This window comes from Synechococcus sp. W55.1, from assembly GCF_047461655.1.
In the GTDB taxonomy this organism is placed as follows: Bacteria; Cyanobacteriota; Cyanobacteriia; order Thermostichales; family Thermostichaceae; genus Thermostichus.
Genome location: NZ_JANSHN010000013.1, coordinates 15,016 through 28,639, shown reverse-complemented (window position 1 = coordinate 28,639; position 13,624 = coordinate 15,016). Strand labels below are relative to the sequence as shown.

Sequence of the window (13,624 nt, the reverse complement as noted above, 5' to 3'; positions counted from 1 at the left end):
CAAGGAGCGGTGGACGCCCGGCTCTAGCCTTTATTCTCAACACAGTTCCACAGCAATCTTATGTCTGCTGCCGAACCGACTACCTATCATTTTGTCGTTGCCAGCCTGTCTTTCTTACGTTCTGAGCCTCTGGAAGAGGTGCTGGAGGAGCGTCGTCGATACTGCGAGGAGCGCCATTGCCCTGTCGATTTCTTCTGGGTGCCCCAGCCGGCCTTCATGGAAGCTCCAGAGTTAAAGCCCCTGCGGGACAAGTTGAAGGAGCCCCTGGGGGCAGTGGTATCCACCAACGCGGATTTTATTCGTTGGCTGAGCCTGCGCTTAACCTTTGTAGAGAAGGGCAGCTTTGTGGCTCCAAGCGAGTCGATCCCGGATCCCTTGCGCTCCTTGTCTGCCGCAGGAAGCTAGGCCTGCCGATTCCCAAGATTTGGGTTGGTGGATTGGAAGGCGGGCCAAGATAAGATCGGGGCACCCCATTTCCACTTTTGTTTGCTGACGGGATCCCATTCTGTTGTGGGGCCGACGTCGGGGAAATGGGCAGGTCACCTGGGGAGCATGATGACTTTGGAGCAACGATGGGGCTGGCCGGAGGGAGGGGCAGGGATCTGCCACCCCAGTTCCCCTCTCCAGAATCCCCCACCTGCGTCAACGCCAACTTGGGGGCTGAAGTCAGAAGCTCTCTTGCCTGAGCCGACAGCAAGCCCCGCCCTCAGCTCGCCGGAGTGTTCTCCTGGGGATCCCCTGCCGGAGCCACCTCCTGAGGATCCCGAAAAAGGGCAAAAGGAAGAGGAAGATCAAGGTCTGGCTGAGCCGGGCCTGAGAAACTTTCTTGCCGTGCTGCGCCGACGCAATTTCCTGCTGCTGTGGATGGGGCAGGTGTGTTCGCAGTTGGCGGACAAGGTGTTATTGGTGCTGCTGATCGGCTTGGTTGCCCGCGAATTTCAACCCGAAGGGGCTTCCATCAGCGGTCAGGTTTCGGCCATCATGCTGGCTTTTACGCTGCCGGCGATGCTACTGGGCAGCCTGGCGGGGGTGTTTGTGGATCGCTGGCTAAAAAAAGGAGTGTTGGTGCTCTCCAACCTGGCGCGTGGGATCCTAGTGCTGCTGTTGCCGCCGCTGCTCTGGCTCACTGCCGGGCGCGACCTTTGGCCGGGGATCCCCTTGGGGTTTGCGGGGCTGTTGCTGGTGAGCTTTGCCGTCTCGGTTCTGACCCAGTTTTTTGCTCCTGCCGAGCAGGCGACTTTGCCCCTGATCCTGCCGAAGCGAGAGCTGCTGGCGGCCAACTCCCTGTACACCACCACGATGATGGCTTCGCTGATCGTCGGGTTTGCCGTGGGGGAGCCGCTGTTAACCCTGGCAGATCGTTGGGTACGCCATTGGTTGCCGGGCTGGGAAGTGGGGCCGGAGCTGTTGGTGGGGGGAGCCTACCTCTTGGCGGGATCCCTGCTATTGCTGCTGCAACCCCACGAGAAGCTAGAGCCCCGGCGTTGGGAAGTCCCCCACCTCTGGGAAGATCTCCGCTTGGGCCTGCAATATGTCAGCCAGATGCCCCTGATCCGAGCTGCCTTGGTGCAGGTGGTGGTGCTCTACTCGCTGTTTGCGGCGCTGGCAGTGTTGGCGGTGCGCATGGCAGAAGTGATGGCAGAGCTGAAGCCAGATCAGTTCGGGGTGTTGTTGGCCGCTGCCGGCCTGGGCATGGGGATCGGCGCCTTTTGGGTGGGCCATACGGGCCGACGGGTGAGCCGCCGCGCCTGGATTGGGCTGGGATCCCTGCTGCTCTGTGGGGCTCTGGCAGCCCTATCCTGGACGACCCACTGGTTGCTGCCCAGCTTGGGCTGGATTGCCCTGTTGGGCTGTGGGGGGGCTTTGGTGGCGGTGCCGATGCAAACCTTGATCCAAGAGGAAACGCCTGACCATCTGCGAGGCAAGATCTTTGGGCTCCAGAACAACGCCGCCAACATTGCCCTCAGTTTGCCGCTGGTGTTCACGGGATTGGCAGAAGCCCGCCTTGGCCTTCCCTGGATGTTTGTGGCCCTGTCTGTTCTGGCGGGGCTGGCGGGGCTGTACACCTGGAGCCTATTGGGCAGAGAGGTCTCGTAAATCCTGCCGCAGCGCGAGGTTGGATATCCTCTTCCGAGGGGACGGGCCAAGGCAGGAGCTAACTCTGCTACTCTTGTAGAGGCTTGAGCATCGAGACTCCCTTTGCAGCTCAGCGTTTTAGCTCCGCGGGGATCCGCCCATGCACATCGCCTGGATAGGCAAAAAAACACCTTTCTGTGGCAACGTCACCTATAGCCGCGAGGTGACCAACGGCCTTTTGGATCGGGGACATCAGGTTAGCTTTTTTCACTTCACCAACGACGGCCAATCGCCCGCTCTGGATCCCGGTGGTGAAGGCTGGAGGGCGGAGCTGGACCGTCGAGACGTTTCCCTCCCCTGTCTGTACAAATCGCAGATTTACACGATCCCGGCCCCCAACGCCAAGCGGTTGCTCACCCAGGCTCTCAAGGAATTGCAGCCGGATCTGGTGCATGCCTCCTTGACCATTTCTCCCATCGACTTTGTGTTGCCGGAGATCTGCGCTGAGCTCAACCAGCCGCTGGTGGCTACTTTCCACCCTGCCTTCGACCGACGGCGGCGCAACATCGCCTCTCGCACCCAATACTTGGCCTACCAGCTCTACGCACCGTGTTTGGCCAACTATCACCGCACCATCGTCTTCTCGGAAACGCAGCGGGAGATCTTGGTCAAGCTGGGGGTGCGCCCCCAACAGGTGGTGGTCATTCCCAATGGGGTCGATGTGGACAAGTATGCGCCTGGGCCCTCCACCCTCAAACAGCGGTTGGGACTGGAGCGGATCTTCGTCTATCAGGGGCGGGTTTCGCCGGAGAAAAACCTGGAGGCCCTGCTCAAGGCTTGGAAACACTCCCAAATGGGGGAGAAGTGTGGTCTGCTGATCGTGGGGGATGGGCCGCTGCTCAACACCCTCAAGCCCTTCTACACCCTTCAACATGGGATCCACTGGCTGGGCTATATTGCCGACGAGCAGCAACGCATCGAGATCTTGCGAGGAGCCGATGTGTTTATTTTGCCCTCTTTAATCGAGGGGCTCTCTTTGTCCCTGTTGGAGGCGATGGCCTGTGGGCTGGCAGCAGTGGCCACCGATGTGGGTGCCGATGGCGAGGTTTTGGCCGATGGAGCCGGGATCCTGCTGGATCCGACACGGGTGACGGCGGAGCTGCAAACGCTGTTGCCTTTGCTGCGGGATCAACGGGAGTTTACCCAACTGCTGGGGATGAAGGCCCGCCAGCGGGTGCTGGAGCGCTATACCCTCAGCCACAACATCAACCAGGTGGAACAGCTCTACCGGGAACTGTGCCAGGGATCCCGTCAGCCTCGCCGGGTGTGAGGGAAAATGAGGATCTTGATCTTTGTGTGATAAAGCTTGTGAGATTTTTGCTAAGCTGTTTCGTTACGTTTCCAAGGGATTAAGCCAGCCTTCCCGATGGATGATCACAGCCCCCAAAAGGCCGTTTTAGGGCAGCCCCCTGCCGGGCTGTCAGATTCTTTGTGGTCAGAGTCCTTGCTGGCCCAGGATTCGGGCAAAAATCCCCTCCCCCCCAATGCTCCGTCGCTGTCGCCCACGGACAATTCGGGGGACTTGCGCTCAGCTCAGACCGGCCAGGATGAGGATCCCACCTCTTCAGGTGCCGTTGCGTCCGATGATAGAGAGCTGCCGGAGGTCAAGCCGGCCATTGTGCCTGCCCCTGCAATGCCGGATCGGGTGGCAGAACTGGAGAGAGAACACCATCGGATGCAGTATCTGCTGGCGTGGCTGGCTTTTGCTCTGCGCTCTTTTAACAACTTGAACCAGATCCTGGAGCTGACGGCTTTTGTGGCCAGCCAACTGACCGATGCCGAAGGCGGAGCCCTGGTTTTGTTCAATCCCAACGGCACCATCCAGTTGGATCAACTGCATTGCTCTGATCTCAATCACCGCGAGCAGATTCGGGCTGAGATGGAGCAAATTACCCAGACCCTCTCGGCTCAAGAGCCCATTCTCAAAACGGAGGGATCCCTCTCTGTTAAGATCCCTGCCCTTGAACACCTCTTGGACGAACGGTTCCGCCAGAGCTTGGGGCCGGATGTACGCCTTTTCGGCACGCCGCTGCTGATTCGCAACTCTGTCCAGGGTCGCTTGTACGTCTTCAGCCGTCAGCCTGGCTACCACTGGGATGAACGTCGCCAACAACTGTTGCGCTTGGTCGCCGATCAGGCAGGGGTGGCCATCGAAAATGACCGCTTGACGGCAGCCTTGCGCCGCAAGATGACCCTGGAAAAAGAAATGGAGATTGGCTCTTACATCCAGACCCAACTGCTACCTCGGGAGTGCCCTCAAGTCAAGGGGATTCGCTTGGCAGCCCGTTGCCGGGTGGCCAGCAAAGTGGGGGGCGACTACTATGACTTCATCAAGATTCCCGGCGAACGCCTGGAAACATCCGACTCATCTGAAGAAACGGCAGGCTTTCGCTTGGCCATCGTCATTGGGGATGTGATGGGCAAAGGGGTGCCCGCCGGCCTGTTGATGACCATGACCCGCGCCATGGTGCGGGCGGAAGCCCTCAACCGCCATTCGCCGGCCCATGTTTTGCAGCGCTTGAATCGGGCCATGTACAGCGATCTGGAAAACTCCAATCGCTTCATCAGCCTGTTTTATTCGGAGTACGATCCCCGCTCCCATCGCCTCTGCTTCAGCAACGCGGCCCACAACCCCACCCTGTGGTGGCAAGCCCGCACCCGGCAAATTCAACCCCTGGACACAGAGGGGGCGCTGATCGGCTTGGAGGGGAACAGCCACTACTCGGAAAGCTGCGTGCAACTGCAACCGGGGGATGTGGTGGTGTACTACACCGATGGCTACACGGAGACAGCCAACACCCGCGGCGAGCGCTTGGAAACCTCTGGGCTGATGGACGCCATCCAGTATGCTGCCTGTCGCTACGACTCCCCCGAAGACATCTTGGAGAGCTTGTTTGAGCAGATGGATGCCTTCCGAGGCCGCCGGGGATCCCACCCTCTTCCCCTATGGCTGCCCGAGGATCCAGAGCTCCTGTTGCAGGACGAGATTTCCCTGCGGCCTGAGCCCGTGGACGACACAACGCTGGTGGTGTTGAAGGTGTTGCCCGACTCCGAGCCAGCCTAGCTAAAAAAGTTCAAACTCAGGGTTAATGACAGCAGGCCGCAACGCTCACAATAGCTCAAGCAAGCTACTCAACGCTACTGGGCTGGGCAGCAACGGTGGGTTGGTTGACGTGGTTTTGCCGGACTACTAGGCTAGTTGGTTAGTTCTGGCATGCGTTCTGCATGGGCTAAAGCCTGCTCCAGCTTTAGTCTGTGTGGCTCTCTCAGAGAGCAAGGAGCGGCTACCTGCAGCTTGCGGGGAAGTCACGCCTGTGGAGATCCCTCTGGCGGGGCAGTGGGGGTGATCTCTGCTGCCAGCCATAGTTCGTTAAGGCAGGAAGAAAGCAGAAGCGCGGCAGACGCTGAGCACTCCGCGCCGCCGGTGTGAGTGGAAGTGTTTGTTGGCGTTTCGTAGGTCTTTCAGAGCGGTACGCTCTAGCTGGTGGAGCTACCAGGTTGGCTGCACTGTGTTATCTACACCTGAGGTACAACCATGAACTTCTCTCCTTCTGGGTCTGAAACCGCCTCGGTTTACTTGCCGGCCCCCGCGGCTTTCCAGACGGAAATGATTGTCGGGCAGGTGTTCCGACAGGATGTGCTGGGCGATATCCGCAAGGGTTGGAATGGCTTTGTGGAATCGGGCCAAATTTGGGCGCTCTTGGCAGGGATCGTAGTGGGCTACATGCTCAAGAGCATCACCAGCTCCCACTAGGGCCTTGTCACCATTGCTCTAGCTGGATCCATTGGGCCTGGGCCGGCGGGGTTTTGTCCGTCGGCGGTCGGTTTCTGTGTTTTTTCTCCACAACTGCAGTGGGGTCTTCCTACGGTGGTCAATCCTTCTCCCCATTCTTCCGGTTCCCAGCCAATGTCTGAGCCGACGGTAACTTCCACCCCTCGCCCCTGGAGCCAGCGCTTTGAGGGATCCCTGCACCCTGCCATTGCCCGCTTCAACGCCAGTATCGGCTTCGACATCCGCCTGCTGCCCTACGATGTGGCCGGATCCCTGGCTCATGTGCAGATGTTGGCCGCTTGTGGCATCCTGACCCAGCAAGAGGCCGACCAGATCCGGTGGGGATTGGAGCAGATCCAACAGGAAGCGGCTGCCGGCACCTTCCGGCCCGATCCAGAGGCAGAGGATGTCCACTACGCCGTCGAGCGTCGTTTGGTGGCTTTGGTGGGGGAAGTGGGAAAAAAACTGCATACCGGGCGCTCCCGCAATGACCAAGTGGCCACCGATCTGCGTCTCTATCTGCGAGATCAGATCGATCACCTTCGTCAAGCCCTCTGGGAGCTGCGCGGAGTTTTGTTGGACTTGGCTGAGCGGCATCTGGAGACAATCCTGCCCGGCTACACCCATCTGCAACGGGCTCAGCCGATTAGCTTGGCCCACCACCTCTTGGCCTATGAAGAAATGTTCTGGCGAGACTGGCAACGGCTGGGGCGGGTGCGGGAAGAGGTGAATGTCTGCCCCCTCGGATCCGGGGCTTTGGCCGGCACTTCTCTGCCCATCGATCGGCAGCTCACCGCCCATCTGCTGGGATTTGAGCGGATCAGCGCCAACAGCTTGGATGCCGTCAGCGACCGGGACTACCTGGTGGAGTTCCACGCTGCCGCCAGCTTGATTTTGGTGCATCTCAGCCGCCTCTCGGAAGAGATGATCCTCTGGGCTTCCCAGGAGTTCGGCTTTGTCACCCTCACCGATGCCTGTGCCACCGGCTCCAGCCTCATGCCCCAGAAGAAAAATCCCGATGTGCCGGAGTTGGTGCGCGGCAAGGCGGGGCGGGTGTTTGGCCATCTCCAGGCTTTGTTGGTCACCTTGAAGGGGCTGCCGCTGGCCTACAACAAAGATCTCCAAGAAGACAAAGAGGGACTATTCGACACGGTCGATACCCTGAAAGCCTGCCTAGAGGCGATGACCCTTCTGCTGCGGGAAGGGATCCAATTTCAACCTGAGCGCATGGCGGCTGCTGTGCAGGAAGATTTCTCCAACGCCACCGATGTGGCCGACTACTTGGTGCGCAAAGGGATCCCCTTTCGCACAGCCCATGATTTGGTGGGGCAGATTGTGCGCATTTGTTTGGCAGAGGGGATCCTGCTGCGGGATCTGCCCTTGGAGCGCTGGAAAACTTTCCACCCGGCCTTTGAGGCGGACATTTTGACGGCCATTGAGCCCCGCCAGGTGGTGGCCACGCGGCTCAGCGCCGGGGGAACGGGCTTTGCTGTGGTGCGAGAAGCCCTGCAACGGGCCCAGGCCCGCCACCAGCAGCCAGAGCCATCGGAAGAAACTCCACAAACTTAAACTGAACTCAAGGAGAGTTTGCAATTCTTGGGTTCTTCTCGCCAGTGTGTGCCATCCTGAGGTTCTCAGCCATCCAACTTGACATGCTCCCCTGCCTAAAGGCAGGAGATTCTGGTTCCTGGTTCTGCGACAGCACTTATCGTGTTGGGTTGCCCCTCCACGGCAGCGGTGCTCGTCTCCCCAGGCGTTCCCCCAAGCGCTGCGCAAGCTCTAGCACCCAGAGCGGTTCCCTAATGCCCTTAGGTACCGTTGCAAACAACAACCACAAAGCCTGCTGAGGCTGTATCCAGTCGTTAGACTGTTGGGTTTTTAGAGCGGTTGACTACCCTGCCGCTGCGGGCATCATAGCACAAAGCCGCCCTAGTCGCGTCAGCGGGCCGTAGGCCTTAGGGCGGGGCTTTAGACCCAGTTTTTTGGTAACTCCCAGCCTGTTGGCCTCTTCCTTGGGTGATCGTTCCATGTTGGATAACCTTACCGTCCGTGTCCTAGAACATGCGGCCAAGCGTCGCTGGCGGGAACGCGCCTACAGCCGGTTTTTGCAAGATTGGCGACGGCAAGTGGTGCTGCTGCGCCGTCAACGGGCCGGCGAATTTGGCCCACCCCTGGGGGATCCCTCTTGTGTTTTCAGTGCCCACTCGGCTTGGTTGCGCTGTGCCGTCCATCCCCAAGGGCCGTGCCAGGGTTGCCCCCACTATGCTCCTGTCGCCCCTTCAAAGCCAGAGCCACCTCTGGGTTCACCCGATTGACAGGTCTGATCGTGCCACACCGTTCGCCGAACATTTGCAGCGCCGGAAGCCTGCCCATTGCGCCCGAATGACATCCGAATTGAGACCGCCGCTGTAGCCAGGTTGAGGGATCCCCGGCCAATTTGTGCCAGAATAAAAGGACGGTAATTCCATCGGCAAAGGCGAGATTCATGGCCCTCTACCTCTCGGCAGACCACCTTCACAGCATCCGCCAGCACGGCGAACAAGCCTTTCCCCACGAGAGCTGCGGCATTTTAATTGGGGAAATCCGGGGATCCGACAAGATCATCCACGAGCTTTGGTCGGTGACCAACACCTGGGATCAAGCGGAAAACCCTCTGGCAGACGGAGAATCCAGCCGCCGCCGCTTCTTGATCGATCCGGCGGATTTCAAGCGGGCCAACGACCATGCGGTGCGCAAAGGGCTGGGGATCCTGGGCACCTATCATTCCCATCCCAACCATGCGGCCATTCCCTCCGAGTTTGATCGGCAGCATGCTTTTCCTTGGGGCTTTTCCTGTGTGATCGTCAGTGTGCGCGAGGGCAAGGCAGAAGAGGTGGTGAGCTGGGTTTTGGATGAGCAGGAGCAGCCCCAACGGGAGCCGATGCAGATGCTGGAAGACATTCGCATCCCCCCGCTCCCGGCTTTGGCAAGCTAGAGTCGTTTGGGCTTTGCCGCTGTTTGAGGCTGAAGTTCACGGCTAAGTTCAGTTGGGATCCTTGAAAGCTGGGATGGGTACCACCGGAAAAAGCGGTAGTCTAGTGCTGAACCTTGTCTGTAACATAGCTGAATCCTCAAAGTCAGTAGACAGCCCCAACAAGATCGACAAACGGATAGGTCAGCCCAGATCCTCTGGATCCTCAAAAGTCTCCAGTAGATACCCAAGATCTCTCCCCGAACTCCCATGGCAACCAAAGTTCTGATCCCCTCTCCCCTGCGCCCCTACACCGACAACCTGGAGGCTGTCGAGATCGAGGGCAGCAATGTCGGCGAAGTGATGGGCAACCTCATCGCCCGCTATGGCGAGCTGAAGCGCCACCTCTACACCGAGGATGGGAAGCTGCGCAATTTTGTCAATGTCTACCTCAACGACGAGGATGTGCGCACGTTGCCCCAAGGCAACAACACCCCCGTGGGAGAACAAGCCGTCATCAGCATCGTTCCCGCTATTGCTGGAGGGTTGTGAGCATGTTGAACCTGGATACCAGCCAAGTCAGCCTCTCCCGCGAAGAGATGGAGCGGTTTTCTCGGCATTTGATCCTGCCCGAGGTGGGCCTAGAAGGACAGAAGCGGCTGAAAGCGGGCAAAGTGCTGTGCATCGGCACAGGCGGCCTTGGCTCGCCCCTGTTGCTGTACTTGGCGGCAGCCGGCGTGGGGCGGATCGGCATTGTCGATTTTGATGTGGTGGATGTGTCCAACCTGCAGCGGCAGGTGATCCACGGCACCTCCTGGGTGGGCAAGCCGAAGGTGGAATCGGCCAAGAACCGCATCCTGGAGATCAACCCCCACTGTCAAGTGGATGTTTACAACACCGCCCTGAAGGCCCACAACGCACTGGAGCTGTTTGCCAACTATGACGTGATTGTGGATGGCACCGATAACTTCCCCACCCGTTACCTGGTGAACGATGCCTGTGTGTTGACGGGCAAGCCCAATGTCTACGGCTCGATCTTCCGCTTCGAGGGACAAGCGACGGTCTTCAACTACGAAGATGGGCCCAACTACCGGGATCTCTACCCCGAGCCGCCCCCACCAGGACTGGTGCCCTCCTGCGCCGAAGGGGGAGTGTTGGGGATCCTCCCCGGCATCATCGGTGTTATTCAAGCTACCGAAACCGTGAAGATCCTGCTGGGCGTGGGCACAACCCTAAGTGGGCGGCTGCTGCTTTACGATGCCCTGAACATGAGCTTCCGGGAGCTGAAGCTGCGCAAAAACCCCGCCACTCCTCCCATCACCCAGCTTATCGACTATGAGCAGTTCTGCGGGATCCCGCCAGCCCAAGCCACAGAACAAGCTGGCCAGACAGAGATCCCCGAGATCACTGTGGCCGAGCTGAAAGCGCGGATGGATGCTCACCAAGACTTTGTGTTGGTCGATGTGCGCAACCCAAATGAGTGGGAGATAGGCCGGATCCCTGGTGCTCACCTGATCCCCCTGCCCCAAATTGAAAACGGCGACGGGGTGGAGCAGGTGCGTCGCCTCCTTAACGGCTCAGAGCTGATCGTCCACTGCAAGAGTGGGGCACGCTCGGCCAAAGCCCTGAAGATCCTACAAGCTGCTGGGATCCAAGGAAAAAACCTGCGCGGGGGGATCCTCGCCTGGGCAGAGGCTTACGATCCCTCGATTCCCAAGTACTGACTCTGCCTTGGGATCCCTACCTGTCGCCCGGTTTGCTCTAGCATAGATCCGGCAGATCCGGTGCCCAGAGCCGGCTGTGCCAGGTTTTCCCTTTTTGCGTCCCCTTTTCCATGAGTGCCATCCCGCAGGCCGAGACAGAAACGATCTTCCACTCCATCCCCGAAGCCCTCGAAGACCTCAAGTGTGGTCGCATGGTCATCGTGGTCGATGACGAAAACCGAGAAAACGAAGGGGATCTGGTCTGTGCTGCCCAGTTTGCCACGCCCCAAGCTATCAACTTCATGGCCACCTACGGGCGGGGCCTTATCTGCCTGGCCATGCAGGGATCCCGCCTCGATGAGCTGAAGATCCCGCTGATGGTGGGGCAGAACACCGACAGCAACCAAACTGCCTTCACCGTCAGCATTGATGCTGGGCCAGAGGCTGGAGTTTCCACCGGCATTTCCGCTGCCGATCGCTCTCGCACCATTCAGGCGGCCATTCACCCGCACACGCGACCGGAAGATCTGCGCCGGCCTGGGCATGTCTTTCCGCTGCGGGCACGGGAGGGCGGAGTACTCAAACGGGCTGGCCATACGGAAGCAGCGGTGGATCTGGCGATGTTGGCCGGGCTGTATCCGGCAGGGGTGATTTGCGAGATCCAAAACCCGGATGGCTCCATGGCCCGCCTGCCCCAGTTGATCGAATATGCCCGTCAGCACGATTTGAAGATCATCACCATCGCCCACCTCATCGAGTACCGCTTGCGCACCGAACAACTGGTTCACCGAGAGGCTGCCGCCACCCTGCCAACGGAGTTTGGCCAGTTTCGGGTTTACGGCTACCGCGATAGCCTCAACCAAGTCGAGCACCTGGCCCTGGTGAAAGGGGATCCGACCCAATTTGCCGCTGAGCCCGTCCTGGTGCGCGTCCATGTGGAGTGTCCCCTAGGGGATGCGCTGGGATCCCTGCGCTGCGATTGTCGCCGCCAATTGACAGCGGCCCTGAAGATGATCGGCCACCAGGGCAAGGGGGTGCTGGTGTACCTGCGCCGGCAAGAGCAGGAGCTCAGCCTTATCCAGCAAATTAAGTCCTACGCCCTGCAAGATCTGGGCCTTTCTGAAACCGCGCCGCCGGTGGTCATGGATTTGCGCGATTACGGCATCGGCGCCCAGATCCTACGGGATGTAGGGGTGCGCAAAATGCGCCTGATCAGCAACACCTCTCGCCACATCAGCGGCTTGAAAGGATTTGGCCTGGAAGTGGCCGAGCGCGTGCCCCTGCTGGTGGAAGAGCCGGATCTCAATTTGCATGTGGAGCCGTCCTGTTCCCTGAAACTGTTGCTGCACGACGCTGGCGCAACCGATCCCGGCTCAAGCCTGTAGCGCGTTGTAGGGCCGAGGGCTATGGTGGAACAAAGACTGGGGTGCAGCCGGCTCGCCATCCACCACATAAGCCTTGGATCCCCAGCCCCAGAAAGACCAGAAAGGACGTTCGGGTCCCGATGGAGCCGTCATTGCTATGCGACGCTTCCGCGCTGGTGACAGGGGTGCGGAGCACTGGCGCGCCGGCGAGACGGAGTCCCTGGCTGTGGGGCTCAAGAGTTGCTTCGGCAAGACGGGAATGTCGGATCCCACCTGCGACCACACTTCATAGCCCTGAGGGCGCACCACCACCAGGCTGATCAGGGATCCGTGATCCATGTCGTAGCGGCAACTGGCGATGGCCTCTTGCAGCTGAGAAAAGCCCCGGTTGAAGACGTAAAAATGGTCTTGGAAGCGGATGGCCTCCCAGAAACCTTCCCCTGTAACCGCCACATAGTCGTGATTGGCGGAGGCGTAGTCGAGGATCACCATGCGTGTAAAGACTGATCAGCGATGAATCAAAATGAGAGAGCTTTTACCGTATTTTCACTTAAGCACGATCTTGGGCAGCCTGTCATCCGCAAAATGGCTCACCTGCAACAAGGCTTAATGCGTTTCTTTACTCTGCAAACCGCTGCCGCCCGCCTCTCTATCCCCTCCGGATCCAGGGATCCCACCCAGTTCCCGTCGCAGCTCGGCCATGGCTGCTTCTCCGATGTGGGGGGTGGCGCAGACTAGGTTGGGTGTGCGGATTAGATCGGCTCGGGCTTGGCGCACCAAGACCCGCAGGGTGGGGTAGCTGGCCTCATCGCAAATCAGCGTATGGGCGCGGCGGATTAGGGATCCCACCCGTTCCGTATCCGAGATCACTGCCGTCAGCACCAGCAGGTCTCCCCGCAGACTGTAGACAATCACCTCGGCAACCTCCAGCAGGGCAGTGCTGATGCTCACCAGCCCCAGACAGGCGTAGGAAGGCAATTGGCGGATCAGGGCAATTTCGCGGGCGTAGTCGGACACCTCCACTGTCAGAACACGGGCCCCCCGGGGTTGGGCAATGGCCTCGACGGCGCTGAGAAAATAGTGCAGCGTCACCACAGTGCCGGAATGGATCTGATCCAGAACGGTGGCCAGCTCCTCCAGGGGCACCAACTGTACCCGGATGCCCAGAGTTTGCTGGATTTGCTGGGCCATCAGTTGTCCTGTACCCAAATCCCGGTTGGGCACACACACCAGCACTTGAGCACTGCAGCGCAACCGCCAATCGATCTCCGCCAGCAGCAGATCCCGCACCTGCTCCAAAGAAAACCCCTGCTGCAGCAGCTGGTCGATGCCCTGGCGCACCTGCTCCAGGACCTGTCGGGATCGATCCAGGTTTTCCCCCAGGCCGCGAGAGTAGTTAACCACCTGGCGGGCGGAGCGGCTCACGTAAATGCCAGATCCAGCGCGGGTTTCCACCAGGCCCATAGCCTCGAGTTGGTGGTAAACCTTGTGGATGGTATTGCGGTGCAGGCCTGTTTGCATAGCCAATTGACGGGTGCTGGGCAGGCGGCAGCCGGGAGGAAACTGCCCACAGGCAATGGCGAAGCAGAGCAAATTAAAGAGCTGCACGGAGCCAGGGATCCCGCTCCCCGGCTGGATGGAAATGCGCATCATGGCCCGTTTTTCTCCCTTTGACAACGCCGTTGCGAGCCCGTTTCTG

At 59.6% G+C, this 13,624-nt stretch carries 12 protein-coding genes and 1 pseudogene; 11 read left to right on the top strand and 2 right to left on the bottom strand.

What is annotated here, in order from left to right:
* The first annotated feature begins 60 nt into the window (after positions 1-60).
* From NW816_RS07940 to ribB, 11 genes and pseudogenes are all read left to right on the top strand, one after another.
* Positions 61-405: an MgPME-cyclase complex family protein gene (locus NW816_RS07940; protein WP_414329330.1), complete on the top strand. Its 345-nt coding sequence runs from the start codon at positions 61-63 to the stop codon at positions 403-405.
* A 27-nt stretch (positions 406-432) separates the two neighbouring features.
* On the top strand, positions 433-2,097 hold the full coding sequence (locus NW816_RS07935) for an MFS transporter (protein WP_414408808.1): 1,665 nt from the start codon (positions 433-435) through the stop codon (positions 2,095-2,097).
* 139 nt (positions 2,098-2,236) lie between these two features.
* Positions 2,237-3,406 carry a glycosyltransferase family 4 protein gene (locus NW816_RS07930; protein ID WP_414374574.1) on the top strand — a complete coding sequence of 390 codons (1,170 nt, stop codon included), beginning with the start codon at positions 2,237-2,239 and terminating at the stop codon, positions 3,404-3,406.
* A 96-nt stretch (positions 3,407-3,502) separates the two neighbouring features.
* On the top strand, positions 3,503-5,200 hold the full coding sequence (locus NW816_RS07925) for a PP2C family protein-serine/threonine phosphatase (protein ID WP_414408807.1): 1,698 nt from the start codon (positions 3,503-3,505) through the stop codon (positions 5,198-5,200).
* A gap of 471 nt (positions 5,201-5,671) precedes the next feature.
* Positions 5,672-5,890 carry a hypothetical protein gene (locus tag NW816_RS07920; RefSeq protein ID WP_414356446.1) on the top strand — a complete coding sequence of 73 codons (219 nt, stop codon included), beginning with the start codon at positions 5,672-5,674 and terminating at the stop codon, positions 5,888-5,890.
* Between the two features lie 153 nt (positions 5,891-6,043).
* Entirely contained in the window at positions 6,044-7,477 is a 1,434-nt protein-coding gene (argH, locus tag NW816_RS07915; protein ID WP_414349809.1) for an argininosuccinate lyase, read from the top strand.
* Positions 7,478-7,935: 458 nt separating this feature from the next.
* Positions 7,936-8,223 carry a DUF6464 family protein gene (locus NW816_RS07910; protein WP_414408806.1) on the top strand — a complete coding sequence of 96 codons (288 nt, stop codon included), beginning with the start codon at positions 7,936-7,938 and terminating at the stop codon, positions 8,221-8,223.
* A 170-nt stretch (positions 8,224-8,393) separates the two neighbouring features.
* Positions 8,394-8,882, top strand: a complete 489-nt coding sequence (locus NW816_RS07905; protein WP_011433657.1) for a M67 family metallopeptidase — start codon at positions 8,394-8,396, stop codon at positions 8,880-8,882.
* Between the two features lie 246 nt (positions 8,883-9,128).
* Positions 9,129-9,410, top strand: a complete 282-nt coding sequence (locus tag NW816_RS07900) for a MoaD/ThiS family protein (protein WP_011433658.1) — start codon at positions 9,129-9,131, stop codon at positions 9,408-9,410.
* 2 nt (positions 9,411-9,412) lie between these two features.
* Positions 9,413-10,582: a molybdopterin-synthase adenylyltransferase MoeB gene (gene moeB, locus NW816_RS07895; protein ID WP_011433659.1), complete on the top strand. Its 1,170-nt coding sequence runs from the start codon at positions 9,413-9,415 to the stop codon at positions 10,580-10,582.
* Between the two features lie 143 nt (positions 10,583-10,725).
* A pseudogene (ribB, locus tag NW816_RS07890) lies at positions 10,726-11,874 on the top strand (3,4-dihydroxy-2-butanone-4-phosphate synthase); the annotation flags it as partial.
* A 60-nt stretch (positions 11,875-11,934) separates the two neighbouring features.
* Here the strand turns inward: ribB and NW816_RS07885 are convergent.
* Together NW816_RS07885 and NW816_RS07880 are read right to left on the bottom strand one after the other, a co-directional pair.
* Positions 11,935-12,417 carry a hypothetical protein gene (locus tag NW816_RS07885; protein ID WP_414408805.1) on the bottom strand — a complete coding sequence of 161 codons (483 nt, stop codon included), beginning with the start codon at positions 12,415-12,417 and terminating at the stop codon, positions 11,935-11,937.
* 114 nt (positions 12,418-12,531) lie between these two features.
* Positions 12,532-13,578 (bottom strand): GntR family transcriptional regulator, encoded by a 1,047-nt coding sequence (locus NW816_RS07880; RefSeq protein WP_414408804.1) that lies wholly within the window; start codon positions 13,576-13,578, stop codon positions 12,532-12,534.
* Positions 13,579-13,624: the final 46 nt, after the last annotated feature.

What these genes read in the sequence shown, in the direction of transcription:
- NW816_RS07910 (WP_414408806.1), top strand. Translation starts at nt 7,936, where the DNA reads ATGTTGGATAACCTTACCGTCCGTGTCCTAGAACATGCGGCCAAGCGT.
- NW816_RS07920 (WP_414356446.1), top strand. Translation starts at nt 5,672, where the DNA reads ATGAACTTCTCTCCTTCTGGGTCTGAAACCGCCTCGGTTTACTTGCCG.
- NW816_RS07900 (WP_011433658.1), top strand. Translation starts at nt 9,129, where the DNA reads ATGGCAACCAAAGTTCTGATCCCCTCTCCCCTGCGCCCCTACACCGAC.
- moeB (WP_011433659.1), top strand. Translation starts at nt 9,413, where the DNA reads ATGTTGAACCTGGATACCAGCCAAGTCAGCCTCTCCCGCGAAGAGATG.
- NW816_RS07940 (WP_414329330.1), top strand. Translation starts at nt 61, where the DNA reads ATGTCTGCTGCCGAACCGACTACCTATCATTTTGTCGTTGCCAGCCTG.
- NW816_RS07905 (WP_011433657.1), top strand. Translation starts at nt 8,394, where the DNA reads ATGGCCCTCTACCTCTCGGCAGACCACCTTCACAGCATCCGCCAGCAC.
- NW816_RS07880 (WP_414408804.1), bottom strand. Translation starts at nt 13,578, where the DNA reads ATGATGCGCATTTCCATCCAGCCGGGGAGCGGGATCCCTGGCTCCGTG.
- NW816_RS07930 (WP_414374574.1), top strand. Translation starts at nt 2,237, where the DNA reads ATGCACATCGCCTGGATAGGCAAAAAAACACCTTTCTGTGGCAACGTC.
- NW816_RS07925 (WP_414408807.1), top strand. Translation starts at nt 3,503, where the DNA reads ATGGATGATCACAGCCCCCAAAAGGCCGTTTTAGGGCAGCCCCCTGCC.
- NW816_RS07885 (WP_414408805.1), bottom strand. Translation starts at nt 12,417, where the DNA reads ATGGTGATCCTCGACTACGCCTCCGCCAATCACGACTATGTGGCGGTT.
- argH (WP_414349809.1), top strand. Translation starts at nt 6,044, where the DNA reads ATGTCTGAGCCGACGGTAACTTCCACCCCTCGCCCCTGGAGCCAGCGC.